This is a genomic window from Thermococcus cleftensis (assembly GCF_000265525.1).
Lineage (GTDB): Archaea > Methanobacteriota_B > Thermococci > Thermococcales > Thermococcaceae > Thermococcus > Thermococcus cleftensis.
In genome coordinates this window covers 1,558,988-1,585,724 of sequence record NC_018015.1, presented here as the reverse complement: position 1 = coordinate 1,585,724, position 26,737 = coordinate 1,558,988, and the positions used below count along the sequence as shown (strand labels likewise).

29 protein-coding genes, 1 tRNA gene and 1 pseudogene are annotated in these 26,737 nt (G+C 56.6%); 13 read left to right on the top strand and 18 right to left on the bottom strand.

Annotated features, from left to right (window positions below):
• Window positions 1-20: 20 nt before the first annotated feature.
• Window positions 21-599, bottom strand: a complete 579-nt coding sequence (locus CL1_RS08640) for a potassium channel family protein (protein ID WP_014789499.1) — start codon at window positions 597-599, stop codon at window positions 21-23.
• Window positions 592-1,200, bottom strand: coding sequence for a potassium channel family protein (locus CL1_RS08635; protein WP_014789498.1), 609 nt, complete (start codon window positions 1,198-1,200; stop codon window positions 592-594). The genes CL1_RS08640 and CL1_RS08635 overlap by 8 nt, the downstream gene beginning before the upstream one ends.
• Window positions 1,201-1,309: 109 nt before the next feature.
• Here CL1_RS08635 and CL1_RS08630 point away from each other — a divergent pair, with 109 nt between their 5' ends.
• The 4 genes from CL1_RS08630 (at window position 1,310) to CL1_RS08615 (ending at window position 5,577) form a co-directional block, all read left to right on the top strand.
• Entirely contained in the window at window positions 1,310-2,503 is a 1,194-nt protein-coding gene (locus CL1_RS08630) for a magnesium transporter (RefSeq protein ID WP_014789497.1), read from the top strand.
• A complete protein-coding gene (locus CL1_RS08625) occupies window positions 2,500-3,267 on the top strand; it encodes a sugar phosphate isomerase/epimerase family protein (RefSeq protein ID WP_048152197.1) in 768 nt (255 codons plus the stop codon). Before CL1_RS08630 ends, CL1_RS08625 begins: the two co-directional genes overlap by 4 nt.
• 103 nt (window positions 3,268-3,370) lie before the next feature.
• The gene (locus tag CL1_RS08620; RefSeq protein ID WP_014789495.1) at window positions 3,371-4,789 is read left to right on the top strand and encodes an acetate--CoA ligase family protein; all 1,419 of its coding nucleotides are present in this window, start codon (window positions 3,371-3,373) and stop codon (window positions 4,787-4,789) included.
• A gap of 26 nt (window positions 4,790-4,815) precedes the next feature.
• Window positions 4,816-5,577 carry an acetate--CoA ligase family protein gene (locus CL1_RS08615; protein ID WP_014789494.1) on the top strand — a complete coding sequence of 254 codons (762 nt, stop codon included), beginning with the start codon at window positions 4,816-4,818 and terminating at the stop codon, window positions 5,575-5,577.
• Here CL1_RS08615 and CL1_RS08610 read toward each other — a convergent pair whose 3' ends face one another.
• From CL1_RS08610 to CL1_RS08580, 7 genes and pseudogenes are all read right to left on the bottom strand, one after another.
• Entirely contained in the window at window positions 5,578-5,922 is a 345-nt protein-coding gene (locus CL1_RS08610; protein ID WP_014789493.1) for a hypothetical protein, read from the bottom strand.
• A pseudogene (locus CL1_RS08605) lies at window positions 5,919-6,740 on the bottom strand (cysteine synthase family protein); the annotation flags it as partial. The pseudogene CL1_RS08605 and the gene CL1_RS08610, both read right to left, overlap by 4 nt.
• Window positions 6,741-6,897: 157 nt before the next feature.
• Window positions 6,898-7,488, bottom strand: a complete 591-nt coding sequence (locus CL1_RS08600) for an adenine nucleotide alpha hydrolase family protein (RefSeq protein WP_048152196.1) — start codon at window positions 7,486-7,488, stop codon at window positions 6,898-6,900.
• Window positions 7,489-7,529: 41 nt separating this feature from the next.
• The gene (locus tag CL1_RS08595) at window positions 7,530-8,078 is read right to left on the bottom strand and encodes a DUF998 domain-containing protein (protein WP_014789490.1); all 549 of its coding nucleotides are present in this window, start codon (window positions 8,076-8,078) and stop codon (window positions 7,530-7,532) included.
• A 10-nt stretch (window positions 8,079-8,088) separates the two neighbouring features.
• Window positions 8,089-9,231, bottom strand: coding sequence for a tRNA uracil 4-sulfurtransferase ThiI (gene thiI / locus CL1_RS08590; RefSeq protein WP_014789489.1), 1,143 nt, complete (start codon window positions 9,229-9,231; stop codon window positions 8,089-8,091).
• 4 nt (window positions 9,232-9,235) lie between these two features.
• The gene (locus tag CL1_RS08585; protein ID WP_014789488.1) at window positions 9,236-9,562 is read right to left on the bottom strand and encodes a hypothetical protein; all 327 of its coding nucleotides are present in this window, start codon (window positions 9,560-9,562) and stop codon (window positions 9,236-9,238) included.
• Window positions 9,563-9,606: 44 nt separating this feature from the next.
• Window positions 9,607-10,215 (bottom strand): nitroreductase family protein, encoded by a 609-nt coding sequence (locus tag CL1_RS08580; protein ID WP_014789487.1) that lies wholly within the window; start codon window positions 10,213-10,215, stop codon window positions 9,607-9,609.
• A gap of 98 nt (window positions 10,216-10,313) precedes the next feature.
• Between CL1_RS08580 and CL1_RS08575 the strand changes: the two genes are divergently transcribed.
• Together CL1_RS08575 and pfkC are read left to right on the top strand one after the other, a co-directional pair.
• Complete coding sequence (locus CL1_RS08575) at window positions 10,314-11,027, top strand: maleate cis-trans isomerase family protein (RefSeq protein WP_014789486.1); 714 nt, start codon at window positions 10,314-10,316, stop codon at window positions 11,025-11,027.
• Window positions 11,028-11,116: 89 nt separating this feature from the next.
• Window positions 11,117-12,496, top strand: a complete 1,380-nt coding sequence (pfkC, locus tag CL1_RS08570; RefSeq protein WP_014789485.1) for an ADP-specific phosphofructokinase — start codon at window positions 11,117-11,119, stop codon at window positions 12,494-12,496.
• Window positions 12,497-12,567: 71 nt separating this feature from the next.
• Here pfkC and xerA read toward each other — a convergent pair whose 3' ends face one another.
• Together xerA and CL1_RS08560 are read right to left on the bottom strand one after the other, a co-directional pair.
• The gene (xerA, locus tag CL1_RS08565) at window positions 12,568-13,410 is read right to left on the bottom strand and encodes a site-specific tyrosine recombinase/integron integrase (protein WP_014789484.1); all 843 of its coding nucleotides are present in this window, start codon (window positions 13,408-13,410) and stop codon (window positions 12,568-12,570) included.
• 1 nt (window position 13,411) lies between these two features.
• Window positions 13,412-14,290 carry a toprim domain-containing protein gene (locus tag CL1_RS08560; protein ID WP_014789483.1) on the bottom strand — a complete coding sequence of 293 codons (879 nt, stop codon included), beginning with the start codon at window positions 14,288-14,290 and terminating at the stop codon, window positions 13,412-13,414.
• A gap of 95 nt (window positions 14,291-14,385) precedes the next feature.
• On the opposite strand from CL1_RS08560, the gene CL1_RS08555 reads away from it, so the two are divergent.
• Window positions 14,386-15,624 carry a glycosyltransferase gene (locus tag CL1_RS08555; protein WP_014789482.1) on the top strand — a complete coding sequence of 413 codons (1,239 nt, stop codon included), beginning with the start codon at window positions 14,386-14,388 and terminating at the stop codon, window positions 15,622-15,624.
• On the opposite strand, the gene sfsA is transcribed toward CL1_RS08555, so the two are convergent.
• Complete coding sequence (gene sfsA, locus CL1_RS08550) at window positions 15,621-16,331, bottom strand: DNA/RNA nuclease SfsA (protein WP_014789481.1); 711 nt, start codon at window positions 16,329-16,331, stop codon at window positions 15,621-15,623. The genes CL1_RS08555 and sfsA overlap by 4 nt on opposite strands.
• Before the next feature lie 226 nt (window positions 16,332-16,557).
• On the opposite strand from sfsA, the gene CL1_RS08545 reads away from it, so the two are divergent.
• Together CL1_RS08545 and CL1_RS08540 are read left to right on the top strand one after the other, a co-directional pair.
• The gene (locus CL1_RS08545) at window positions 16,558-17,604 is read left to right on the top strand and encodes a M42 family metallopeptidase (protein WP_014789480.1); all 1,047 of its coding nucleotides are present in this window, start codon (window positions 16,558-16,560) and stop codon (window positions 17,602-17,604) included.
• An 89-nt stretch (window positions 17,605-17,693) separates the two neighbouring features.
• A complete protein-coding gene (locus CL1_RS08540; protein WP_014789479.1) occupies window positions 17,694-18,395 on the top strand; it encodes a hypothetical protein in 702 nt (233 codons plus the stop codon).
• Here CL1_RS08540 and CL1_RS08535 read toward each other — a convergent pair.
• Window positions 18,385-18,675, bottom strand: a complete 291-nt coding sequence (locus tag CL1_RS08535; RefSeq protein ID WP_014789478.1) for a membrane protein — start codon at window positions 18,673-18,675, stop codon at window positions 18,385-18,387. The genes CL1_RS08540 and CL1_RS08535 overlap by 11 nt on opposite strands.
• A gap of 50 nt (window positions 18,676-18,725) precedes the next feature.
• Between CL1_RS08535 and CL1_RS08530 the strand changes: the two genes are divergently transcribed.
• Complete coding sequence (locus CL1_RS08530; protein WP_014789477.1) at window positions 18,726-20,684, top strand: helicase C-terminal domain-containing protein; 1,959 nt, start codon at window positions 18,726-18,728, stop codon at window positions 20,682-20,684.
• Window positions 20,685-20,702: 18 nt separating this feature from the next.
• Window positions 20,703-20,810: transfer RNA gene (locus CL1_RS08525), tRNA-Met, on the top strand.
• Between the two features lie 493 nt (window positions 20,811-21,303).
• On the opposite strand, the gene CL1_RS08520 is transcribed toward CL1_RS08525, so the two are convergent.
• Genes CL1_RS08520 through CL1_RS08510 form a run of 3 tightly spaced genes read right to left on the bottom strand, consistent with a single transcriptional unit; the run spans window position 21,304 to window position 23,486 of the window.
• On the bottom strand, window positions 21,304-21,915 hold the full coding sequence (locus CL1_RS08520; RefSeq protein WP_014789476.1) for a rhomboid family intramembrane serine protease: 612 nt from the start codon (window positions 21,913-21,915) through the stop codon (window positions 21,304-21,306).
• Window positions 21,905-22,675, bottom strand: coding sequence for a bifunctional fructose-bisphosphatase/inositol-phosphate phosphatase (locus CL1_RS08515; protein WP_014789475.1), 771 nt, complete (start codon window positions 22,673-22,675; stop codon window positions 21,905-21,907). The genes CL1_RS08520 and CL1_RS08515 overlap by 11 nt, the downstream gene beginning before the upstream one ends.
• Before the next feature lies 1 nt (window position 22,676).
• Window positions 22,677-23,486 (bottom strand): DUF63 family protein, encoded by an 810-nt coding sequence (locus CL1_RS08510; RefSeq protein WP_014789474.1) that lies wholly within the window; start codon window positions 23,484-23,486, stop codon window positions 22,677-22,679.
• 72 nt (window positions 23,487-23,558) lie between these two features.
• Between CL1_RS08510 and CL1_RS08505 the strand changes: the two genes are divergently transcribed.
• On the top strand, window positions 23,559-24,599 hold the full coding sequence (locus CL1_RS08505; RefSeq protein ID WP_048152192.1) for an NAD(P)-dependent glycerol-1-phosphate dehydrogenase: 1,041 nt from the start codon (window positions 23,559-23,561) through the stop codon (window positions 24,597-24,599).
• Between the two features lie 27 nt (window positions 24,600-24,626).
• Window positions 24,627-25,061, top strand: coding sequence for a UPF0179 family protein (locus CL1_RS08500; RefSeq protein WP_014789472.1), 435 nt, complete (start codon window positions 24,627-24,629; stop codon window positions 25,059-25,061).
• Here the strand turns inward: CL1_RS08500 and CL1_RS08495 are convergent.
• Window positions 25,058-26,062, bottom strand: a complete 1,005-nt coding sequence (locus tag CL1_RS08495) for a 5-oxoprolinase subunit C family protein (protein ID WP_014789471.1) — start codon at window positions 26,060-26,062, stop codon at window positions 25,058-25,060. The two genes, CL1_RS08500 and CL1_RS08495, sit on opposite strands and share 4 nt — an antisense overlap.
• On the bottom strand, window positions 26,055-26,735 hold the full coding sequence (gene pxpB / locus CL1_RS08490) for a 5-oxoprolinase subunit PxpB (protein WP_014789470.1): 681 nt from the start codon (window positions 26,733-26,735) through the stop codon (window positions 26,055-26,057). The genes CL1_RS08495 and pxpB overlap by 8 nt, the downstream gene beginning before the upstream one ends.
• Window positions 26,736-26,737 lie beyond the last annotated feature (2 nt).

Genomic DNA, 26,737 nt, shown 5'->3' with positions numbered 1-26,737 from the left:
AAGGGGGATATAAAAGCCTTTCACTCCTCCTCTTCCACTTCCTCGCCGGCCAGCTTCCTCAGCCTGTCAAGGTCGGAGCCAACGGCTATGAGCACGTCGCCTTCCTTTATGACGTCGTTCCGTCCCGGGTTGTAGATGTACCTGCTCCCGCGCTTTATGGCCAGAATCCTGGTTCCTATCTTGCTGGGAAGCTTGAGCTGTTCGAGGGTCTTGCCGTGAAGAACAGAGCCCCTGTGAACCGTCACCCTGCCGAGTTCCTCCTCACTCTCTTCCATTATCTTCCGGATTATCGGGTGCGGCTCAACGTCGCGGAGCACGAGGTCGGATATTTTGTAGGCGGCATCGCTTATCTGCTCGTTTATCTCGGCCATATCTATGACGCTGAGAAGCTTGAGCGGGTCTTCCTCCCTCTTGGCAAGCATCAGAGCGAGCTTCTTGACCTTGAGGGTCAGCTCGTCCATGCGCTCCTCAAGCAGGTAAACCTCCTCCGCTATGTCCTCGCTGTTGTACATCACCGAGGAAAAGGCCAGATCAACCATGAGCGATGAGAGGTCCTTCATCTCTATGAGGCAGTTCCTAATCTCTTCAAGCTCACTCATTGCCCATCACCTTGATGTTGCCCCTGGCTATCTCCTTGAGGTAGTCTATGGAGGTGTTCGTTCCCCTTCCTATGAGTATGTCCCCCGGGAATATCTTGAAGTCCCCGTCGGGGTCGAAAATCCAGCGCTTGCCCCTTCTCACCGCGACTATCCATACTCCGGTGTTCGTGGCCAAATCCAGCTCCTCCAGGGTTTTGCCCACCAGTATCGAATCGGCCGAAACGTAGATTTTGCCTATTATCTCCTCGCTGCCGAGTATTGCTTCGGTTATGACTGGGTGAAGTTCAACACCTTCAAGAACCATCTTCGCCAGGTCCGCGGCGGCGTTGGACATGTCATCTATGGCGTGGGCCATGTGGAGAATGGACGTTATCTGCTCGGCCTCCTTGGGGCTTCTAGCCGCCAAAACTGCGTGAACCATGAGGTGGTAGTTGAGCAGGTCGAGGTACTCCTCAAGCTCAAGCACCTCTTCGGCCATCTCCTCCTCGTTGAAGAGTATCGAGGAGTAGGCCAGGTCAACCATCAGCTCGGCGGTGTTCTTCATCTCGATGAAAATGTCCTTAACGTTCCTTGGAACCTCGATTTCGTCCCACTCTTCCACCCGGCTCTCACCGATGTGGGGAGGGAGGGAAATCTTATTTAGTTTTCGCCTTCGAAAAGTTTAATACCCGCAAGGGCCAACGTCCACGGGGTGAGGGCAATGGAGAGTGATGGCAGTGATCGGCGGGGAGGTCAGGGAGGAGCTGAGGGAGAAGGTCAAGGAAGCCTACAGGGTCACGCTGCCGTCCCTGTTCACCTCCCAGATATTCGGCCTATTCGGCGGTACATTCCTGGGCAAGTACTTTGAGACCATAAGAACCCAGTTTCCCGGCCTTCTTGTGGTTCTGCCAGGAATGATGGGCCTTCGCGGCAACGTCTTCGGCTCGATGGCTTCCCGCTTCTCCACGATGCTCTACCTCGGTGACCTTGAGCCTTCCCTTCGTGACAGGAAGGTTCTCAAGGAGATAGTGCTCAGAATGCTCATCTCGCTCATTCCGATCTTCCTTCTGTGGGCCATAGGCGTCGCCACCGGAATAAAGAAGAACGCCTTCGACGTCCTCCTCATAGTCGTCACCTCGACGATACTGGTCTCCTTCATCCTCGGATACTTCACCTCATTCGTCACCATCTTCGCCTTCAGGCGCGGCACCGACCCTGACAGCGTAGCCGCTCCGCTCGTCGCCTCGATGGGCGACTTTCTAACCGTTCCCTCTTTAGTGCTCTTCATACTCCTCATAGAGAAATCCCCCGAAGCCTTCAGGCTCTTCAACTACTCCATGATAGTCCTCTTCGCCGTCGTCGCCGCGGTGAGCAGAGTCAGAAAGGCGGAGTTCCTCGAACTGAAGCAGGTGTTCCTGACTATAACCGGCCTTGCACTGCTCTCCACCGTCTCTGGCTCGCTCCTGGCGAAGTTCAGCGGTGTGATACAGGCCTCGGTGATACTGAGCTTTATCTATCCAGCACTGCTGAGCTCCTTCGGCAACTACGGTTCAATAATAGCCGCCAAGACCTCAACTAAGCTCCACCTCGGTGAGATAGAGGGCTTCCTCTGTCCGAAGGCCTTCACCGACATACTGGCCCTCTTCACCACCGCCCCGGTGATAGGACTCACCAAGGTCCTCATAGGCGGTGCGCTGATGGCTCTCACGACCGGGGCGAGCGTTCCCCGGACGGTCTACTGGATAGTGCTCACCTACCCCTTCATGGCGCTCTTCATAATGCTCTACTCCTACGCGATCTCCTACTTCCTGTTCCAGAAGAACATCGACCCGGACCACGTGGCCATTCCGCTCATCTCCAACAACAGCGACATATTCGGGACGATATACGTCGTGCTGATGGCCAAGCTGATGGTGGGAGCATGATCGGCCTTTCGATGACCGCTTACCGGGAGAAAACGCTGAAGGGTTTCGACGAGTGGCTGGAACAGGTTGAGGCCCTTGGCTTCGACTTCGTCGAGCTCGTAAGCGAGTGGCCACATTACCTAACGAAAGAGACCCTCCCCACCTTCAAGGAGGCCTTCTCAGCCCACAGGTTAAAGGTTACCCTCCACGCTCCTTTCAGCGACCTCAACCTCGCCTCCTTCAACGAAAGGATACGAGAGGCCTCGCTCGGCATAATCCGTGAAACCTTAGTGCTGGCGGCTGAGCTTGACGCCCTCGTCGTTACAATCCACCCCGGCCACTGCTCGCCGGTGAGCGTGAGGAACAGGAGGAAGTACCTGGAGATACACAGGGAGTCCCTGCGGAGAATAGCGAGGTGGGGGGAGGAATACGGGGTCAGGATCGGCGTTGAAAACATGCCGCGCTTTCCAATTCTCGATGCACAGACGTGCGAGAGGCTGGCGGAGGTCATCGGGGACGTTGAAATCGGGATCACCTTCGACGTTGGCCACCTAAACACGACAACCGGCAACTTCTCCGGCTTCCTCGAAAGGTTCGGCACCAGGATAATCCACCTGCACCTCCACGACAACTCCGGAAAGAGCGACGAGCACCTAGCACCTGGAGAAGGAACGGTACCCTGGGAGACCCTGGTTCCGAGACTTCCAGACACCACCTGGGCCCTCGAAGTAGGGAACCTGCAATCCGCCAGAAAAGGCCTCGAATTCCTGAAAAACCTGCATTGATGGACTTTTGAGTTCACTAGGGTTCAGATTTTACAAAACGCAACTCTTTTATACATTCAAACTGAAGTTTCCCCGAGGAGAAGTTTCTGGCGGAGGGATAGCAATGGCGGAAAAGATAGTTGAGGAAATGAGGCCCTTCTTCGACCCGAAGGCGGTCGCTATCATCGGTGCAACCAACAAGAAGGGTAAGGTTGGAAACGTCATATTCGAGAACTTCAAGATGAACAAGGAGCGCGGAATCTTCAAGGGCAACATCTACCCGGTGAACCCGAAGCTCGATGAGATTGATGGATACAAGGTCTACAAGACCATTGATGAGCTTCCCGATGACACAGATCTGGCGGTTATCTCAATTCCGGCCCCGTTCGTTCCAGATACAATGAGAGAGATAGCAAAGAAGGGGATAAAGTCCGTCATCATCATCACAGGCGGCTTCGGTGAGCTCGGCGAGGAAGGTAAGAAGCTGGAGCGCGAGATTCTTGAGATAGCCAGGGAGAACGGAATAAGGGTCATCGGCCCGAACTGCGTTGGCGTTTACGTTCCAGACACCGGCGTTGACACGGTCTTCCTGCCGGAGAGCAAGATGGACAGGCCGAAGAGCGGGCCCATCGCTTTCGTCAGCCAGAGCGGTGCCTTCGCCGCTGCGATGCTCGACTGGGCCGCGATGGCGGGTATAGGCATAGGCAAGATGGTCAGCTACGGGAACAAGCTCGACGTCGATGATGCGGACCTGATGGACTACTTCATTCACGACGATACCATAAACGTCGTTACCTTCTACATCGAGGGAGTCAAGGACGGCAGGAAGTTCATGGAGAGCGCCAAGAGGATAACCAGGGTTAAGCCCGTCATAGCTCTCAAGAGCGGAAGGACCGAGTACGGGGCCAAGGCCGCCTCTTCCCACACCGGTTCACTCGCCGGAGCGGACACGATTTACGATGCGGTCTTCAAGCAGACCGGAATAATCCGTGCCGAGGACTTCGAGCACATGTTCGACCTGGCGAAGGCCTTTGCCGCGCTCAAGGACAAGCTCCCGAAGGGCGACAGGATAGGAATAATCACCGACGGCGGTGGAGCCGGCGTTATGGCCAGCGATGCCGTTGCCAAGTTCGGCCTCAAGATGGCCGAGCTGAGCGAGGAGACGGTAAAGTTCCTGAGGGAGAACTTCCCGCCGCACGCGGTTCCGGGCAACCCCACCGACGTGGTTGGGGACACCGACGCGGAGCGCTACAGGATAGCCATCGAGGGCTTCGTGAACGACCCGAACGTCGATGCAATAGTGGTAATCGTCCTGTTCCAGGTTCCGCTCCTCGAGGAGGAGAAGATAATCGACATTCTCTCCGAGTACCAGAAGAAGAGCGACAAGCCCATCGTTGCCGTTGCCATGGGTGGTAAGAAGACCGATCACTACGCCAGAATCCTTGAGGAGAAGGGAGTTCCCGTTTATCCGACCCCCGAGAGGGGAGTCAGGGCCATGGCGGGCCTTGTCAAGTACGCCGAATACCTTAGGAAGGGGGTTTGACCCCCAGACCTTTCGGTGGTGGTAGTATGAAGGAGGAAGCCCTTAAGGTTATTAAGGAGGTCCTCGCCTCGGGCAGGACCGCCCTCGTCGAGTACGAGGCAAAGCAGGTTCTCAAAGCCTACGGTCTCCCGGTTCCGGAGGAAAAGCTAGCCAAGACACTGGACGAGGCTCTCAAGTACGCCGAGGAAATCGGCTACCCGGTTGCCATGAAACTCATGTCGCCACAGATTCTCCACAAGAGCGACGCCAAGGTCGTCCTTCTCAACATCAAGAGCCCGGAGGAGCTGAAGGAGAAGTGGGAGGTTATCCACGAGAACGCTAGGAAGTACAGGCCCGATGCAGAGATACTCGGCGTTCTCATAGCTCCAATGCTAAGGCCCGGCAGGGAGATAATCATCGGCGTTACCGAGGACCCGCAGTTCGGTCACGCCCTCATGTTCGGCCTCGGTGGAATCTTCGTCGAGGTGCTCAAGGACGTGACCTTCCGCATAATACCCATAACCGAGCGCGACGCCAGGAAGATGATAACCGAGATCAAGAGCTATCCAATCCTCGCCGGGGCGCGCGGTGAGGAGCCGGCCGACATCGATGCAATAGTCGAGCTGCTCCTCAAGGTCAGCGAACTCGTGAACGACCTCGACGCTTACATCAAGGAGATGGACCTCAACCCGGTTTTCGTCTACGAGAAGGGCAAGGGTGCCGTGGTGGTTGACGCCAGGATAATCGTCAAGGAGCCTACCGAGAAGAAAGAGGAGATAAGCAGCGAGTACAGGGAGAGGTGCGCCTGATCAATCCGCCTTTTCTTCTTCCTCTTTCCGGGACTCACTCTCCTCGCGGTAAACTTCCTGGACGTAGCCCAGTATGTCGTGGAGTATGAAGAAGTTTATGGCCGTATCAACCGCGGAGAGGAGGTTCCCGGCTATGAGGAAGAGCAGGGCGAAGAAGAAGCTTATCCCAGCGTAGATTAGGGCAACCTTGATGGCAGTCCTGTTCTCCCGCCCGACCCCGTAGGCCAGGGACAGGCTCAGGAGCGCGAAGGAGAGGTAAACGAACGAACCCCATGCGTAGGCATAGTAGAGGAGCAGTACCCCGTTGATGGAAAGAAGGAGAGTGGCAAGGGTTAGCCGTTTCATGTTACCCCCAGATAACCTTCAAATATCTCCACGTACTTAAACCCATCGTCGGGGAAGATGAGGACGTAGGTTTTCTCACCGAATTCGTTGGAGATTTTCTCGTACGCCTTGACAACCGCTCCAGAACTGAGTCCTATCAAGAGACCGTCCCTGCGTGCCACGCTGAAGGCGCCTTCAATAGCTTCGTTCCGGGTTATCTCCACGACCCTGTCTATGTCCACCTGGAAGTACCACTTGGGCTTCGTCTCGAGGCGCTTTATTCCAGGGATCTTCTCTCCTTTGGCGGGGACAACGCCGATGATCCTTGTGTCGTAGCGCTCCTTGAAGTACTGTGCCAGACCGGCTATGTGGCCCGAAGTGCCTATGCCTGCTATCAGGACGTCAGGCTTTTTGCCGATGCTCTTCAGCTGCTCGTCTATCTCCCCCGCGGTAAAGCGGTAGTGGGCGTCGAAGTTGTCGTCGTTCTCGAACTGGTTGAGGTTCATCGCACCGGCTTTTCTGGCTTCTTCCTGCACAAAGCGCACCATCGTCGGGTCTATCGTCTCGAAGTCCGTCATAACGACCTCTGCACCGAGGACCCTGAGCAGAACCTGGGTAGCCTTTGGTGTTGGCTTCGGCAGGTATGCCCTGAACTCTATTCCCAGAACGTTGCTGAGCGCCGCAAGAGAAATCCCGACGTTGCCGGAGGTGGCCTCAAAAAGGGCCGTGCCGTTGATGTCCCCGCGCTCGATGGCCTTCATAAGCATGTTAAAAACGGCCCTGTCCTTGATGCTCCTGCTGAAGGGGTTAAAGAACTCCAGCTTGGCAAAATACATCCCCCCTCTCCGCCGAGAGTTTGACCAGGGGGGTCGGCTTGTACTTCTCGAACAGTTCGAGGGTGCTGTTAAACACGTTCATTTGCCATCACCGAAAACGGGTGAGAGAAGGGCTTTAAAAACTTTCCTAAAACGAACAGTTGTGGACAAAATTGGGTAATCAGAGCGCCCCTTCCCTCACGAGCCTTTCCTTTATCCTCTCAAACTCACCGAGTGAACCCCTCACTATCGGGTGCCTCGGCACGAAGGGGCACGGCTCCTCCCGCTCGATGCTTATCGCAAACGTCCCTATCTCCTTTGCTATTTTGACTATCTCCTCCTTGTCGAGGCCGATGAGGGGCCTCAAAATAGGCAGGTCGCTCGCGGTGCTTATGATGAGAAGGTTGTCGAGGGTCTGCGATGCCACCTGCCCTAGGGAGTCGCCCGTAACTATAGCGCTTGCCCCGATTTCGTGTCCCACCCTGCACGCCTTCCTGAGCATCGTGTATTTACAGAAGAGGCACGTCCACTTGGCCTTTCCAATCTCAGCGAGCTTCGAAAAAACCGGAGCCTGTTCCTCGTAGGCATCTACTATAACCGGCTCATTCAGCTTTCCGTACTTTCCGAGAACCTCGCAGAGCTCAAGGACCTTGGACTCCTTCGTACCGCTCTGCCGGAAGTGAACGGGGGTTATCTCAAAGCCTTTCCTGAGCATCAGGTAAATCGCCACCGGCGAGTCTATGCCCGAGCTTAGTAGGGCAACTGCCTTCATGTCTTGGACTTGGAGGGAGCTTTTATGAGGCTTTCCTCAACTCAGGGTTTCAAACCTTTGAGGAGGAAACCGAGGTAAACGAACCACGACAGGATAAAGAACGCCCCTATGAGCTCCGGAATCGCCAGCCCCTTGAAGACTCTCGCCTTAATCAGGTAGAGCATGGTGAAGAAGACGAGAACGGCTAAAACGCTCCAGACGTAGTTGATGGGGTTCTTCTGCCCGAGCTTTATCCCTATTATCGCTATGTCAGCTAAGGCCAGGACGTAGAAGAGGACAGCCGAAGGGGAGTGGTAGGGTAGCTCCTCCGGGAAGACGCCGACGAGGAAGAGAAAGACCATCGCGAGGGGCATGAGGTAAGAGAGACCGTTCCTGAAGGCAACAACCGACGGTATCATCGCAACCGTTGCGAAGAGCATGAGGAAGCCGTTGAAGAGCCAGCGGTTCGGGTTTTTAAGGGAACCCATGTCGCTCAGCGCGTTGTCCGTGAAGGAGAACCAGGGGTTGGCGTGGACGTTCACCGCTAAGCCCACGAGGAAGAGAACGGGAAGCGAAAGGGCTATATAAGAAGCGACCCGCTCAGCCTCCATCACAACCCCCTCAGCACTCCCCCTTCCCCGGGTCTTCACCAAAGATGGCTCTGTAAATCTTCCTGAACTCCTCCCACGAACCGCGGATTATCGGGTGCTTTGGAATGAAGGGTATCTCGTCCTCAGGCAGGGTTGAGAGCTCGAAGGTGCCGATTCTCTTGGCTATGCTCACTATCTCCTCCTTGTCAAGGCCAACGAGCGGGCGGTAAATCGGCAAATCGCTCGCCTGGCTGACAATGTACATGTTCTCGAGGGTCTGCGAAGCCACCTGCCCGAGGGAGTCGCCCATGACGATGCCTTTAGCTCCGAAGTCCTTCGCTATTTTATCGGCGTGCCTAACCATCATGAACTTGCAGAAGACGCAGGTGTACTTCTCCTTTCCAAGCTCGCGGAGCTTCTCGATGATTCTCTCGCGCTCCTTGGGCTTCACAACTATCAGCTCACCCTTTCCTCCATAGTGGTACTTCTTGAGCTGATTCCATATCCTCCGGACCTTCTCAAGGGTCTTCTCGCCCATGTAGATGTGAACCGGAATAACCTCGACGCCGCGTTTCATCATGAGAAATGCCGCAACCGGCGAGTCTATACCGCCGCTAAGCAGAGCCACCACTTTGCCCTGCGTCCCTATCGGCAGTCCTCCCCAGGCTTTAACCTTGTCCACGAAGACGTAGGCTTTTCCCTCCATCAGCTCGACGCCGACCTCGATGTCGTAGTCGTGCAGATTAACCTCGCTCTCCTCGTTTTCAAGAATGTACTCGCCGACCTTGGCCTGTATCTCGGGGCTCTTGAGCGGGAACTCCTTGGTTATTCTCCTGGCGGTGACCCTAAAGCGGGGCCTCTCAAGGCCCAGCTCGCGCTTCTTCCTCCTGAAGAGCTTTAAAGCTGTTCTGTTGATCTTATCGAGGTTCGCATCGACCTCCATCGCCGGCGAGAGCGAAACTATGCCGAAGACGCGCGTGAGAACCTCGACGGCTTCTTTGGCTTTGTTCGTCCTCACGAGAACGCGCCCGTGCTTGGCCTCAACCTTCTTGAACTCTACCCCCTCACTGACTAAAGCTTCGCGTATGTTGTTCATGAGTATGTTCTCGAACCATCTCCTCGTCTGCCTTGACTTGGTTCCAATCTCGCCGTAGCGGACTATGATCACGTTCATGGAATCACCCCAGAGCATGCGGGAACTTGATTATTATCTCCACGTACTTCTGGATTCCCTCGTAAAGGATCAGGGAAACCAGATAGGAGGAGAGGAGAATAAGCTCGTTCATCTCGAATATGTGGGCCGCTATGGCCTTTGCTCGGGGCGTTGCGTCCACTATGGTTCGCATGTACTTTCTCTTGAGGGAGTGGTTAATTAGTATGAATCCTACGAGCAGGGCCACTCCAACCAGGCCCCAAGTCTGACCCAGAGCAAGCATCATGAAGAGCGTGGAGGCGACTATTATCCAGCCGCCGATGACACCGAGCAGGATAACGAACTCTATCATCTTCCCACCAAAGGTCAGTGGTGGCAGGGTAATAAAAAGGTAACTCAGACAAACTTAACGACGTCCCCCAGCTTTTTCCTCCTCTTCCTGGGTCGCACCTCACCCCTTGGATAGCCCACAGGAACGAGGCCAACGAGGTAGTGGTTCTCGTCGAGGCCTGCGAGCTCTCTAACCTTCTCCTCTATCCCCCGGAAGTTTGTTACCCCGATGTAGACAGTCCCGAGGCCCAGCTCAACGGCCTTGAGCATGAGGTTCTGAATGGCCATCGCGGCGCTCTCAACGCTCCATATGAACTCGAGCTCGTCGAACTCCTTCCCGGGAAGGAAGCGGGTCCCCCTGTCGATGAACACCGCGATGTAAACCGGCGCCCTGTACATTCCCTCCTCGTACATTCTCCGCCTGAGCTTCTCTATCTTCTCCTCGGAAAGCTTCACCGCCCTGTAGTAGGCTTCCATTCCCTCAGCTATCAGGGAGTAGAGCCTTTCCCTCGCCCCTTCGCTCCGGAAGACCACGAAGAGCCAGTTCTCCAGGCCGCTGGCCGTTGGCGCCCTTATGGCAGCCTCTATTAGGGCCTTCACGTGCTCCTCGGGAACGTCCATATCCTCGAAGTACCTCACCGATGTTCTTAGCCTTATCGCCTCCTTCAGCTCCACGCTACCACCCACTTAGGATTCCCGAGGACCTTAATCAACCTTTCCGGAACCAAAGGTTTAAGAGAACGGCCGAGTAAAGGGGAAAGGTGAAAGTTTGCATGTACGGCTGGAGAGGAAGACTTGGCCTTATCGTCCCGTCATCTAACACGACCATGGAGATGGAACTTCATTCAGTCCTTCCCGAGGGCGTTTCGCTCCACACCGCGAGGGTTCCTCTCAGGAACGTCACCGAAGAGGAGCTTATAAAGATGAACGCCCTGGCGGTCGAGAGCGCCAAGCTCCTCCGCGATGCGGGGGTTGAGCTGATCCTCTACGGTTGCACGAGCGGTTCGTTCATAGGCGGAAAGGACTACGAGAAAGAACTGGAGGCGCAAATAGAGGAAGAGGTGAACGTCCCGGTCGTGAGCACGAGCACCGCCGTCGTGGAGGCGCTGAAGATACTGGACGCCCAGTCGGTTCTGGTCGTCACGCCCTACACCGACGAGATAAACCAGAGGGAGAGGGAGTTCCTCGAGGCCAACGACTTCGAGGTCCTAGACATAAGGGGGCTCGGCCTGGAGGACAACCAGGCTATAGGGAAGCTCGAGCCCTACGAGGCATACCGCCTGGCAAAGGCGAGCTTCCTCGACGAGGCGGACGCGGTTTTCATAAGCTGCACCAACCTCAGGACCTTCGAGATAATCGAAACGCTGGAGGAGGACCTAGGAGTCCCGGTCGTTACCAGCAACCAGGCCTCGCTGTGGCTCGCACTGAGGCAGATGGACGTGATGGAGAAGATTCCCTACCTCGGACGGCTCTTCACGGAGTTCTGATCCCTCAACATTTTTCTGCCCTTGCCCTCCGAAACCCTTTTAAGACTCCCCGCTCATTTCTTGGGTGTTAGTCACTGAGGGTGATACATATGGGGCTCCTGGAGGAGGCGAGGAAGCTTTCAATCTACACCGCCTACAACACGAACGTGGACGCGATAACCTACCTGACGGGAGAGACGGTGCAGGGGCTGATAGACGAGCTCGGGGCCGAGAACGTGAGAAGGAGAATGGAGGAGTACCCGAGGGAGATAAACGAGCCCCTCGACTTCGTGGCGAGGCTGGTGCACGCGCTGAAGACTGGTAAGCCGATGGCGGTCCCGCTCGTGAACGAGGAGCTCCATTCCTGGTTTGATTCCCACTTCAAGTACGACGTCGAGAGAATGGGCGGCCAGGCGGGGATAATAGCGAACCTCCTGGCCAGCCTAGATTTCAGGAGGGTGATAGTCTACACCCCCCACCTCGCGAGGAAGCAGGCCGAGATGTTCGTGGAGGGGCCGAACCTTCTCTATCCGGTGGTTGAGGACGGGAGGCTGACCTTCAGGCACCCACGCGAGGCCTACCGCGAGAACGACCCTATCAAGGTGAACCGCATTTTTGAATTCCGCGCCGGGACGAGGTTCAGACTCGGAGAGGAGACGATAACGGTTCCCTTCTCTGGCAGGTTCATAGTCTCGGCGAGGTTCGAGAGCATAAGGATATACACCGAGCCCGAGCTGAAGCCGTTCCTGCCGGAGATAGGCCTCCAGGTTGACGGGGCGATCCTTTCAGGTTACCAGGGCATAAAGCTCCGCTATTCGGACGGCAAGGACGCCAACCACTACCTCAGGGAGGCGAAGAGGGACATACTCCTGCTCAAGCGGGAGAAGGACGTCAAGGTTCACCTGGAGTTTGCCTCGATACAGAACCGCGAGCTCAGGAAGAAGGTCATCTACAACCTCTTCCCCCTGGTTGACAGCGTTGGCATGGACGAGGCCGAGATAGCCCACGTCCTCAACGCCCTCGGCTACTCCAAGCTCGCCGATCGGATATTCACCTACAACCGCATCGAGGACACCGTCCTCGGGGGGAAGATACTCATCGACGAGATGAACCTTGAGGTTCTGCAAATACACACGATCTACTACCTGATGTACATCACCCACGCGGACAACCCGCTGAGCGAGGAGGAACTCAGGAACAGTCTTGAGCTCGCCACCACTCTAGCAGCCGCTAGGGCCTCCCTTGGGGAAATCCGCTCGCCCGAGGACTTCAAGGTGGGCACTGAAGTGCCGTACAACGAGCGCGGGGAGTACGTCAAACTGCGCTTCGAGGAGGCGAAGAGGAGGCTCCGCACGAGGGAGTACAAGGTCGTCATAATCCCCACGAGGCTCGTCAAGAACCCGGTCTCAACGGTCGGTCTGGGCGATACCATCTCCGCAGGGGCATTCACGAGCTATCTAGCGCTGCTGAAGAAGAAGGAGGCGCTCTGAGGTTTTTTCTCCGTTTCTCCAGTTGAGATTGGTGCGGTGTAGCGTACCAAATACGGTATGGTGTACCGTTTCTACTCAACCAATCCCTCCATGAGGCCAGCCTTCTCCTGGGCCCTCCTGAGGTGTTCCACGGTGACCTTGGTGTAAATCTGGGTTGTCGAGAGGTTGGAGTGGCCGAGTAACTCTTGAATGGCCCTTATGTCCACACCCCGCTCGAGCATGTGGGTGGCGAAGCTGTGGCGAAGCTTGTGGGGGGTTACCTCAATCCCGGCCCTCGCCCCGTACTTCTTAAGAAGGTACCAGACGGTCTTGGGGGAGAGCCTGTCCTTTTCCCTCCTCCTCTCCTCGACCAGGAGGTACTCGCTGTCGTCTTCCCGGGTTTCAATGTATGCCCTTATCTCTCCGACCAGGAACTCGGGAATCGGGACGACCCTGTCCTTAGCGCCCTTCCCGCCGCGGACGACTATGAGACCCCTGTCGAGGTCGATATCGCCCTTTTTGAGGTTGCAGAGCTCGCTTACCCTCAGCCCGGCACCGTAGAGGAGGAGAACGATAAGCCTGTCACGTCTCCTCGTCGGCGGAATCACCGAGAGGAGTCTCTTGACCTCCTCACGCGTTAGGGCCTTCGGCAGACTCTTCGGCACCTTCGGCGGCTTGAGCTTCTCGGCCTCCTCTTCGTAACCCTCAAAGCGGAAGTAGGACCGGAGGGCCTGGACGACGAGGTTTAGGCTCCTGCTAGAGTACCCCTCCCTCCTGAGCCTGGCCAGAAAACGGAGGGCGGAGCGGGCGTTTAGCCTCCCGCCCCACTCGAGATAGCGCCGCACGTAATAGGAGTACATTCTAATCGTGTTAGGGCTCTTGCCCTCGAGGTCCAGGTAGGTCTCGAACTCCTCTATGATTTCCTGGGCTTCCATTTTACTGGCCCTTCAGGAGATTCTCCAGATCTTCGGGCTTGACCTCAGTACTTTCAATGACTTCCAGATCCTCCTCAACCTCCGACGTCGGCTGTTCAGGTCTTGGAGGCTCCGGCTCTTCCGCTATGCTGAGGCTAAGGTAGACCGTCCTAAGGAGCTCGTCCACCAGGTTTCTGTCCTCGGCGAAGATGTACCCCTGGCCGACTATGACCTTGCCGGCCAGACCGAGCTTCTCGACGGCCCTTCCAATGTATGCCTCGTCTGGAACCGGCTCGGCCGGGAAGAGGGACTTCCAGGCCTCGTCGATACGGTAGACGTTTCTGCTGTTCTCCAGGAGGGCCTTAAGACTCTCGTTCTCCTCCCTGAGCCTCTCGTTCTCGGCCCTCAGCTCCTCGTTGGTCTGAATCAGATTCTCGTGCTCCTCCTTGAGCCTCCTGTACTCCTCGGCAAGTCCATCATAGCGCCCCTTGAGGTCAAGAAGCTGGTTCCTGAGGGCCATGTACTCGGGGAGTACCTGAAGACTCTTCAGTCCCGCCCTGACGAGTGTGTTCTTGAGCTCCTTCTTCACAAGCTCCACATCAACGTGCTCCAGATCGTGGCCGAGGGGAAGCTTCATTCTCTCGACATGGCCAACCATCTCGCTCAGCTCGCCGTAGAGCCTCTCGGCGAGGTCCCTTCCAACCCTATCCGCGTCGGTTGCTATGATGAGCAAATCGGCTCCGGCGGCCGCGCTCTTTGCTATCTCCACGTTAGTCGTTGGGATTATCGCGGAGATCGTGATGTTGTACTCGCTCCCCAGGGCCAGCCCCTGGAGGGCCTTGCTTACGACCTCAACGTCGCTCGCACCTTCCACGAGGATTCTAACATCGACTATCGCCATACCCATCACCGTAAACTCTCACCATCTCGACCTTAAAACGGTTCCCATCGGGAGGCTTATAAGATCAAACTCCCAAATACTATTAGGGGAGAACGGTGCAGGTCTCTGGGTGGCTAGTGGAGCCGTTGCTTGGAATCCTGGAGATCGTGTGGGTACTCACTGTCATCGTGATATACCCCATCTTCACTTACTACATCGTTCTGACACTCGAGGGTCTCAGGTACAATTCGAAGTTCAACCCCCCAGACGTTCCAAAGGATCTCCCATCTGTTACGGTTCTCATTCCAGCGAGAAACGAGGGCGTGGTGATAAGGGACACGCTCCTGGCGATGGCAAACCTCGACTATCCCAGGGACAAACTGGAGGTCCTCCTGCTCGACGACGGTTCCACGGACGAGACTGTGAGGATAGCGGAGGAGGTGGCGAGGGAGCACCCATTCATCAGGGTGATCCGCGTTGAGGGCGGCGGAAGGGGGAAGAGCTACGTTCTGAACTACGGCCTTAAACTGGCGAGGGGAGAAGTCATAGCGGTCTATGACGCCGACAACAGGCCGGAGCCGGGGGCGCTCAAGGGCCTGGTGGCTATGCTGAGCGACGAGACGCCTGCAGTAACCGGAAAAGTCCGAACAATAAACTGGAACCGGAACGTACTCACGCGCTTCATATGCATGGAGTACCTCTACTTCCAGCTGGCCGGCCAGAGCGGAAAGAGCAAGCTGTACAAAACCGCCATACTTCCTGGGACGAACTTCGTAATAAGGAGGGACCTGCTCGAAGAGCTGGGCGGCTGGGACGAGAATGCCCTCGCGGAGGACCTGGAGCTTTCCTTCAGGGTAATAGCCCTGGGAAAGAGGATAGCCTACAACCCACTCGCGGTCACCTGGGAGCAGGAGCCGGAGAGCTGGCGCGTGTGGTTCAGGCAACGGACCCGCTGGGCGGCCGGAAACGTCTACACCGTGAGGGAGCACGTAAAGAGGTTCCGCGAGATAAAGGGCTGGGGCCTGCGCTTTGACCTGCTCCTCACGCTGATGGTGTACTACCTCCTGGCGATAGCCGTCATAGTTGCGGACGTGGCCTTCGTGGCACTAATGATGGCTTCAGGAAACGTTACGTGGTTCACGGGACTTATCCTGAGCTTTGTGTACCTTTCGTTCCTGCTGGAGATTTTCGCTGGTCTCTACGACGGAAAGATAAGGAGCATCGGCTGCTGGCTCCTCGCACCGCTCATGTACTACACATACTCTCAGATGTGGATATTAATCTCCCTCGCCGGTCTGTGGGAGGCGAGAAAGGCCAAGAAGGTGTGGTACAAGACGCCTAGAACGGCGGTTTAGAGGTCGATCTCAAGGCTCGGCCTCTCAAGAACGACCCGCCCATCGGGCAGGAGGGAGATGCTGAGCGCCCGGATTTCAACGCCCGCTTTGCTGGCTTTCTTCAAAAGCCTCGCTATCTCAGGGTCGCCCCCCTCGTAGGGCCTGAACTTTTCTACACCGGGCATCGCTCCGACGAAGAAAATCATCGCCTTTTTCCCCGCCCTTGAAAGCTCCATCAGCTCCCTGACGTGCTTCTGGCCCCTGACGCTTGGGCAGTCGGGGTACATCGCGTACTCGCCCCTCTCACCGCCCCTGAGAACGGCACTCTTCATCTCGGCGTATACCTCCCCCTCAGGGCAGTCAAAGAGGTAGTCGAGGCGCGAGTTGCCAACGCGGACTTCCCTCCTTTTTATTGAGCAGTCCCTCAGCCAGGGGATAAGGTTGAGCTCAACGGCCCTCTCGAAGGCCTTCGCCTGAGTCCTCGTGTCTATCACCGCTCCCTTTCCGTCCAGGTCCTCGAAAGCGAGCAGGACGAAATCGGTCTTGCCCCCGCTCTTCGGGAGGCAGAAAGCCCTCCTTCCGGGAACCATGAACTCCTCCAGACGACCGGTGTTGGTTACGAGGGCTTTTCTGATTTCTCCATTGACCTCAACCAGCGCCACGAAGCGGTTGAGCCTCTCGAGGAAGACGCAGGGAACGACGTTCAGTTTCAGCAGGACCTCCCTCATGGGGGTGTTCTATGGGTGCGGGAAATATAAATCTTGGCCGTCACCCTTTATCCAGAACTGGGCAATCTACCAGTTGGAGGATAATGAGGTTTACGACAGGAATGACGGGATAACCAATCGCCAAGGGCTTCCGGCGGAAGTGCGACGACTGCATGACCATTGAGGAACTTTTGCTCACCTAAACCCTTAAAAGCCCATTATGATGACTGTCTAAACGGTGGTGCCGATGGTGGACTTTGAACTGCTCAAGAGGATTGTAGAGGCGCCGGGCGTTTCCGGCTACGAGTTTCTTGGCGTCAGGGACGTCGTCATCGAGGCCTTCAAGCCCTACGTTGATGAGATTAAGGTTGACAAGCTGGGCAACGTCATAGCCCACAAGGAGGGCAAGGGTCCAAAGGTCATGCTCGCCGGGCATATGGACCAGATTGGCCTCATGGTTACCCACATCGAGAAGAACGGCTTCCTCCGCGTTGCACCGGTTGGAGGGGTGGACCCTAGGACGCTGATAGCCCAGCGCTTCAAGGTCTGGGTTGGGCCGAACGAGTTCGTCTACGGCGTCGGTGGAAGCGTTCCGCCCCACATTCAGAAGCCGGAGCAGAGGAACAAGGCCCCGACCTGGGAGCAGGTCTTCATTGACATCGGTGCCGAGAGCAAGGAAGAGGCAGAGGAGATGGGCGTCAAGATAGGCACAGTCATCACCTGGGACGGAAGGCTTGAGAGGCTCGGCAAGCACCGCCTAGTCAGCATCGCCCACGACGACAGGATAGCGGTCTACACCCTCGTTGAGGCCGCGAGACAGTTAAGCGAGACCGATGCCGATGTCTACTTCGTGGCAACGGTTCAGGAGGAGGTAGGGCTTCGCGGAGCTAAGGTTTCGGCCTTCGGCATCGACCCCGACTACGGCTTCGCCCTCGACGTAACCATAGCGGCCGACGTTCCCGGAACGCCGGAGCACAAGCAGATAACCCAGCTCGGGAAGGGCGTCGCGATCAAGATAATGGACCGCTCGGTAATCTGCCACCCGACGATAGTGAGGTGGATGGAAGAGCTTGCCAAGAAGCACGAGATACCCTACCAGTGGGACATTCTCACCGGCGGAGGAACAGATGCAGGAGCGATACACCTCAACAAGGCCGGCGTCCCGAGCGGCGGAATAAGCATTCCGGCGCGCTACATACACTCCAACACCGAGGTCGTGGACGAGAGGGACGTCGATGCCGCCGTCAAGCTGACCGTCAAGGTCCTCGAGGAGATCCCGGGGCTGAAGCTCTGAGCCCTTCTCCGTTTTTCATCGTTTTCCATCGCCAAATTTAAAAACCTGCTTGAGTACATTCCGGGGACGAGTGCACAAGGGTGTGCCCCATGGAGTCAAGGACGGCAGAGGTGCCCTTCTCGGCCGGGTGGGAGGCGCTCGTGGGAGTGGCCTCGAGGCCGGAGGGAGTGTTTCCAACGTTTCCGTACGAGGCCAAGGTCGTTAGAATGGGCGAGAAAGTCATAGCCAGACTCTCGGTCAGGAAGTTTCTGTTCAAGTTCGAGTTCGAGGGCGTCCTCGAGTTCACCTTTAACGAGCCCCACGTCACCTACGTTATGAAGGGAAGCAGGGGGCTCCTCATACTCTCCTTCGCCGCCCTTGAAGGAAAACTTGTGGCCAGAGCTTCCGCCGACGTTCCAGGGGAGAGAATGCTGGGCAAGAAGCTGGCCTACCTCGCCGAAGGGGCGGGGCTCAGTTTGGCGAAGATGGCCGAGAGCCACGGCATCATAGCGGCGAGGGCCTTCGGATCACCCAGGGACTTTATAATCAGGAACTTCGAGCCGTCCCTTCTTGCCCACGTGGTAAGGTACGTCCGTCTAAACACGGGAATGAAAAGCTTCACGCTCACCGGGGAGAACGGGAGCGAGAGGTTCACGGTGAAGGTGAAGGACGGGATAGTCGAGAAGGTGGAATACGAGTCCAGCTCAGGAAGCTCCATAATAGAGGTCGGCAGGAGCATTCTGGAAGTCGATGGGCGGGACTTCGCGGGAATAGACGCGAGGGGAGAGTACGTCATGAAGGTCAGGGACTGAAATCGCTTTCTTCTGCTGGAGCACTTGTCCCACTCCCGTGCTCTTCTGATTCCACGGGGGCGACACTCTTCTCCTCCATCTGGAACTTGTTCCACTCGTACCAGAAGAGCAGGGCCCCGACGAGAACGCCCGCGAGGAAGAACGGCCACTTGGAGGGGAGCGGCAAGCCGCGGTGCCAGCGATAGAGCAGGTAGTTCTGGTAGAAGAATAGATAGCTCAGCCAGGCTACCAGGAGCGCCTCGACCGTGTACTCGATGAGTCTTCTAGTTCTCTCTTCCATTACCCTTCACCTGGGGAAAAGTTAAAAGCGGCCCGTTAAAACTCTTTCTCATGAGTGATACCAGCGAGCAGTTCGAATACTTTCCCTACGAGAGCCTGAGGCCCAACCAGCGCGAGTTCATTGAGCTGGTAGCTGAAACCGTCAGGAACGGAGAGAACGCCATAATCGAAGCCCCCACGGGCTTCGGAAAGACAGTAAGCGTTCTGGCGGGAATACTGCCCCAAGCGAAGGAGATGGGATACAAGGTTCTCTACCTCGCGAGAACCCACAGGCAGATGGATAGAGTTATAGAGGAGCTGAAGGTCATAAACCGGAAGGCCAAGGTTTCCGGCGTTGAGCTGAGGAGCAGGAAGGAGTTGTGCCTCCACACCTACCTCACCCAGTTCACGAGCGACGCCTACACGGCCATGGTCGTCTGCAAGAACCTCAAAAAGCTCGGGAAGTGCGAGTTCTACGAGAACGAGAAGAAGAAAAAGGCCGAGTTCGACGAGCTGGTGAACTTCTTCCTCGACGAGCCGAGCCACCCAGTGGAGATCCTGAGCTACGCGGAAACTCTCGAGCTGTGCCCCTACGATCTGACCAAGAGAATGGCGGAGAAGGCCGACGTGATAGTGGCCAGCTACCTCTACCTTCTCAGTCCTTCGATAAGGGAGAACTTCATAAGCTCGCTCGACGTCGATTACTCTGACCTCATAGTGGTCTTCGACGAGGCCCACAACCTACCGGATCAGGCCATCTCCGCCCTTAGCGACAGGATAAGCATCAACACCGTGAACAGGGCAATAAAGGAGGCCGACGAGTACAACGAGCACGAGATAGCCAACTTCCTCAGCATCTTTGGCAGGGGACTTGAGATTCTCTTCCAGGAGAAGCTCGCGAGCAGGGACGTCCAGGAGACACCAGTTCAGCCCGAGCTGGTCTTCTCTCACGTCGTAGATGTGCTAGGCCTGGACACGAGGTGGCTCGTCAAGACCCTCAACGACATGGTGGCCGTTGGCGACGCGATAAGGGAGGACAGGATAGAGAAGGGCAAGCCCCCAAGGAGCTACATCGGCCGCGTTGGAGAGTTCCTCCTCCTGTGGCTCTCGCTCATAGGTAGGGAAGATTACCTCTTCCTCCTCAGCAGGGAACGGGGGCTGAGCCTCGAGCTTGTGGCCCTGGACCCCTCCAAGGCGCTGGGATTCCTGAGGGAAGTTCAGAGCGCGATATTCATGTCCGGAACGCTCACCCCGCTCGAAGCTTTCCGCGACGTGATGGGCATCGAGAGGGCAAGGTTGAAGAAGTTCCCGAGAATGGTAAAGCGGGAGAACGCTCAGGTCTTGGTGGCTAAAGACGTCTCAACGCGCGGTGAGGAGCGCTCCATTCAGGTTTACAGGAAGATGGTGGACTACATAGTCGAAGCGGCAAAGCTTATCCCCAGGAACGTCGGCGTTTTCGCGGCATCTTACGAGGTCCTCCAGGGCCTGCTCTCGGCCAACCTCCAAGTCAGGCTTGAGGAAACCGGAAAAGCCGTGTTCATCGAAAAGCAGGGAGCCAGCTCGGCGGAGAACGACGCGATGGTGGCGAGCTTTAAGGCCCACGCCAAGGGCAACGGCGCGGTTCTGCTCGGCGTCATGGGCGGCAGGAACAGCGAGGGGCAGGACTACAGTGGTGATGAGATGAATGGGGTCATACTCGTTGGAATTCCCTACGCGAGGCCGACCCCTAGGGTTCAGGCCCAGGTAAGGTACTTCGAGCGGAAGTTCCCCGATAAGGGGCGCTACTACGGGTATTACTTGCCTGCCCACCGGAAGCTCGTCCAGGCCGCGGGGAGGGTGCATCGCTCGGCAGAGGAGAAGGGGAGCATAATAATACTCGACTACCGCGTCCTCTGGAGGGGAATAAGAAAGGACCTGCCCGACTGGATCGTCGAGACGATGAGGCCCGTCGATCTGGCCAGAATGAGGCTCTACCTAAGGAGGTTCTGGTCAGGGGGCGAAAGATTTAAAAAGACCCTGCGGGAGGTATAGGTCGGGCGCTCGGGCAGTGCCGGGGTAGCTTAGCCTGGTCAGAGCGCTCGGCTCATAGGGCCGCTCCCCCTCGGGGGAGCCTGAGAAACCGAGAGGTCCGGGGTTCAAAGCCCCGCCCCGGCACCACAGAAACTTTTGACAGACAAAAGTTCCACCAAAGCTCGTGGCTCTTTTTGGAAAGCCGAATTTTAAAGTGATTTTCCTACCAATCGGCCGTTTGAGTTGAGAACTTTTTGACTTATTTCTTGGGTGTGGGTTTGCTTTTAAATCGACGCCCGAAGGGCGTCAAGGAGAGAGTAACCCCGTTTTGAGGCTTATTCTCAACGTGTTCTCTCTTAGAAACGAGCACTGGGGGTAAAAATCCTCGCATTGGAACCTTTTTAAAGAGGGGCTACGTGCTTTTGGTGAAGCCTTTCCAAAAGTTTCAGCGCTGGCGAAAGATCAGGTGCCTTATCTAAGAGTCTCCGTTTAACGCGGGTTTATTCTCGAGTTGCCCTTGGGGAGTGCTTCACTCTAAAAACGGCTCCATCGAACGTCAATAACGAATTTTCTCCTTGGATTCAAGTTTCAAGTATGGTTTCAGAACCCCTCCCAGCGGGAATCAAAAACATAGAAAAGGCTACCAGTAGCCATACATCTGCACCATCAGGTGGCGCTTTATCCGTTTTCCGTAGTAGTAACCTATCGCCATTCCTACGAGAAGCCCCCCCAGGTGGGCGTAGACGTTGACGCTCGGCATGATGCTGTTTATCAGGAAGAGGACGAAGGCGTTTATCAATGCCCCCTGCATGTTGCCACCAACGACGCCGGTTATGATTATCAGCGTTCCAACTATGCCGAAGAGGGCCCCGCTCGCGCCTGCGCTCACCGAGTTGGCCGGAAGCAGGAAGAGCGTCAGCAGGTTGCCGGCCAGACCCGAGACGAGATAGACCATGACGAGCCTCTTCGGTCCGATGATTCCCTCAAGCTGCCTGCCCATCATAAGGAGGAAGTACATGTTGAAGCCTATGTGGAGTATTCCCACGTGCACGAACATCGCCGTGACGAGCTGCCACCACCAGCCGTAGCTGAGCACCGCGTAGTTCCACTGGCCGAGCCTCGCCAGGACGTCGATGCTTATGCTGAATGGGTTCCCGCTGAGGATTGCTTCGACTATGTAAACGGCCACGTTTATCAGGAAGAGTGTGAAGGTTGCCTTTCCGTAGCGGTGGGTAAGGCCTTCAAGGCTCATTTTCCAGCTCCTCCAGGATTATATCAAGCAGGTAGCGGTCGTTAACGGCTATGACGTTCGTCTTGGTCGTGGCGTCGAGCCTCAGCTCCAGCTCCTTCCCCCTCTCGTCCGCAACTATGGCTCCGGCTTCCCTGGCTATGAGCACCCCCGCCGCTATGTCCGTCGTCCTCACGTAGTTCCTTATGTCCAGGACGCCGTCGAGGGCACCCTTGGCGAGGTACGTCAGCTCCACGGCTATCGCGCCCAGGACGCGAACCCGTTTGACCCTCCTTATTAATCCCAGACACCTGCCGCGCGTGTAGAAGCTCAGCGCCTCCTTCCCTCGCTCGGGTTTTCTGACCCTTACCGGCCTTCCGTTCATGTAGGCACCCCCTCCCGGAAGGGCCTCGTAGAAAGTTCTCGTAACGAACTCGTATATCGCGCCGTAAACGGGCCTGTTCTTCCTGAACACAGCGAAGCTAAAGGCGAATATTGGTATCCCCGCGGCGAAGTTGTAGGAACCGTCTATCGGGTCAACGATGACCGTGTAGTCACTCCCGTTGTCTATGAAGCCTATCTCCTCGCTGACGATGTTGACCCCAAGAGGCTGGAGCCTGGCAAGGACGACATCCTCGGCGACCCTGTCAACGTACTTCGTAACGTCTCCGCTGACGTTTTCTCCTATGGTCTCCCCCGCCCTGGGGGTGCCGAAGAGGGGCATCACTTCCTTCTCAACCTCCCTCGCGGTTTCGAGGGCAATCTCGTTCCATGGAATCTCCATATCAACCACCCATAAGCATTATCAGCAGGTTTCTCGTTCCCGGCCCAAAGCCGAGTATGAATATCGTGAGCTTCACAAAGTTTATTAAATCGGGATCCTCTTCCTTCATCTCCCGGTCGAGTATCCAGACTACGGGGAGGAGGATAAGGAACTTCTCGAGGTACATCACCGCCGCGGTCCCAAAGGCGTCTATGAGCCACCTCGCGAGGACGTGCTGCTCCCAGAAGCCGAGGAACTGGATTCCAACGAAAGTGGTCGTGGCATCGTAGAAGTGCGTGTAGAAGAGGATCGAGTTATCACTGACGAGGGCGAACTTCCTTGAGAGAAGCCATATGAAGGCCTCGGAAACCAGTAACGCGGGGATAAAGTACCTGAACACCGCGGGGTTGAAGCTCACGTTGTCGAGGTTTATCACGAGCACGAACAGCAGCCCACCAACGAGTATCCAGCCGAAGTCCCGGTAGAGGGGATAGAGCCTCTCGCCGGGGCAGTGCTTCCAGACCGCAAAGAGGGAAGCTATAGCAAAGGCCGCTATGACGAAGTAGCCGCCGGGGCTGACGGTTAAATAGGTCCTTGGCAGTATTCCCACGTCCGTCATGCTCCTCATCAGCGGGCCGAGGATTATGTACGGAATGAGGGCCCTGAAGAAGCGGTCGTCAACCTTTATTTCCATTCGCTTGAGCATTCTGTACAGCAGGAGTACTGCTATGCCAAGGATTATCGCGTAGGCAATAGTGTTCACGGGATTGTAGCCTTGATTCTCCTTGATGGGAAGCACAAAGTACTCGTAAAAAAACTCGTAAAGCCCCATTCGACCACCATAGACGGTTGTTCCGATAGCCTTAAAGCTTTTCCCACCTTAAGGTTAAGGGTGGTGAGAAAAGTGCACCTGATGCAGCTCCCGCGAGAGGTTTTGCTCGGCGAGAACCTCAAGGGGGAGGTCGTGAACGTTGCAAAGAGGCTCGGTTTGGGGAGAAAAGCGCTCGTGCTCTATGGAAAACACACGAAAAAGATAGCGGGAAGGGAGGTCGAGGAGAACCTCTCGGCGGAGTACGAGGTGGAGGGTCTCACCGTCAAGGGCGCCACGATGGAGGAGGTGACCCGAGCCCTCAATAAAATCAGAAGCGGGAGCTTTGACTGGCTCATAGCGGTCGGCGGCGGGAGCATAATAGACGTCGCCAAGCTCGCCTCCTTCAAGGCGGGAGTTCCCTTCATCAGCTTTCCGACAACGGCCTCCCACGACGGCATAGCTAGCGCCAACGCCTCCATCAGAGACCTCGGAACCAAAACCTCGGTCAAAGCAGTGCCGCCGGTGGCTGTCATAGCGGACGTCCAGGTGATCAAGACCGCCCCCTACCGCTACCTCGCGGCGGGCGTGGGCGACATGATAAGCAACCTGACGGCGGTGAAGGACTGGCAGCTGGCACACAGGATAAAGGGCGAGTATTACAGCGAGTACGCCGCCTCGCTCAGCCTGATGAGCGCCAAGATGGTTATGAAGAACGCGGACATAATAAGGTTGGGCAACGAGGAGAGCGTGAGGAAGGTGGTGAAGGGCCTCATCTCCTGCGGCGTTGCGATGAGCATAGCGGGCTCTTCGAGACCTGCCAGCGGGGCGGAGCATCTCTTCAGCCACGCACTTGACGCAATAGCGCCAAAGCCAGCCCTCCACGGCGAGCAGGTGGGCGTTGGGACGATAATAATGGCCTACCTCCACGGCCTCAAGTGGGAGAGGATTAGGGAAACCTTAAAGAGGGTGGGGGCGCCAACTAACGCATACGAGCTGGGAATCGATCCCGAGCTGATCATTGAGGCACTCACCATAGCCCACACAATAAGGCCCGAGCGCTACACGATCCTCGGGAAGGACGGCCTCACGCGAGAAGCGGCTGAAAAGGCCGCTAAAATCACGGGAGTCATCTGACTATCATCACTCATGGAGGTGTTTGGAATGGCGATAATCACGTTAGTTGGGGAAAAGCTGGCAAGACCAGGGGTTGAGTTCATATTCTACGGGCCTGCAGAGCCGTGCAGAACCTGCAAACTGGCCGGGGTCTGCGTCGGAAACCTGGAGCAAGGAAGGCGTTACAAGATACTAAGGGTAAGGAGTATGCCCTCCCACTCATGTCCGCTCCACGAGGGGAAAGTAAGGGTCGTCGAAGTCGTCGAGCCGAGCATAGAGGTGGCGATAGAGCCCAGGCTCGCTGTGGCGGGCTCGGTGATAAGGCTCAGGTTCGAGAACTGCAACGATCCCGAGAAGGCCGAACTCTTCAGGCCCGAGGGCCTCTTCGAGGGCGACCACGTGAAAATAATCGAGGTAACCGGAGAAGTCGAGTGCGACGGAAAGACCTACAAGGTAGTCAAGGTAATGCGCAAGAAGGATTAACCTTCTTTTTCCACTTTTGCGAACGTTACGATTTCTTCTCCCGCAATCCTAACCCGGTATGCCCTCATATTTCGCTCGAGGAAGAGCCTTATCGCCCTCAGCGTTCTCTCCCGCCTCAACAGCTCTTCTCTGGCCCCCTCAACGTTTACCTCCCTGAACCTGACTCTGAAGCCGGGCCTCAGCTGGGCCAGCATGGACAGGTGGGCGCTGATAACGACGCCGATCCTCGCGTAGCCACCCGTCGTCTGCGCGTCCCTCATCATGACGATGGGCCTCCCGCTGGCGGGAGCCTGCACCGTGCCCGGGACTAGGGGGCCCGTCACTATCCCCGCACCCTTTCCCGAGTGCTCTATCTCCTTTCCGTCGAGGCGGTAGCCCATTCTATCGGACTCGGGCGTTACGGTGTAGGTCTCGCTGAGGAAAGTCCTAATTCCTTCCTCCGTGAAGTGATCCAGGTCGGGACCGGGAATGACGCCAACTGCTATCTCCTCAGCCGAGTAGTCAGGCCTCAGTTCCTCGGGCAGGTACCTACCCTCTTTCCCCGTCAGGATCGCGTGGCCGAGGTTCAGCCTATCGCCTGCTTTCAAGGGCCTTCCGAGGCCTGCCCTCGCGTAGGTCGAGCAGCTCCCGAGGAGCTTCTCGCATTTCACGCCCCCGGCGAATGCTATGTAGCCGTAGAGGCCATTGTTGAGGGTTCCAACTTCAAGGACGTCGCCCCTCTTCGCCCAGTAACTAGTCCAGGGTTCGATTGGGACTCCGTTGAGCCTTAAGTCAACGTCTCCCGCAACCGCAAAGACCGCCGAGGCGTTGAACCTCAGCGTCGGCCCGCCGAGGAGGAACTCGAGGAGCGGCTCATCCCCGGGGTTTCCAACAAGGTAGTTGGCTATCCTGGCGGAGAAGTCGTCCATGTAGCCAGATACAGGAACGCCGAGCTTTCTGTAACCTTTCCTCCCGGCGTCCTGAACGGTTAGAAGGGAGGGAACGCGGAGGAGCTCAATCATTGCCCCATTCCTCCTGATAGAGCCTCAAAAACTCTTCCTCATCAATCGGTACGAACTTGACCCTGTCCCCCGGCTGGAGGAGCGTCGGCGGTTTTCTCTCCGGGCTGAAGAGCCTGAGGGGTGTCCTTCCAATCAACCGCCAGCCGCCGGGGCTTTCGAGGGGGTAAATCCCGGTCTGCTTTCCCGCTATCCCAACGCTTCCGGCGGGAACCTTTAAGCGCGGTCTTTCGAGGCGTGGCGCGGCTATCCTCTCGTCCATTCCACCGAGGTAGGCGAAACCCGGCAGAAAGCCGAGGAAGTAGACGCGGTAAACCGGTTTGGAGTGGATCTCTATGACGTCATCGACGCTCAGGCCGCTGTGCTTCGCCACGAACTCCAGGTCCGGGCCGTACTCACCGCCGTAAACGACCGGAATCTCCACGAGCTCTCCCTCAAAGCTCTCAGCCGAGGCCTCAACGCCTTCAACGGCCCGCTTGACGCCCTCGAAGTCTATCAAGGTCGGGTCGTAGATCACCGCAAGGGAGGAGTAGGCCGGAACTACCTCCACGAGCCACTCAAAACCCGCTTTCTCTATCGCCCTCGCGAGGGCGTGAACGCGGTCGTTTATTCCCTCGTTTATGACTTCCCCAAAGGAAATCAGAAGGGCCGAATCGCCGAGGGGTTTGACCTTCATGC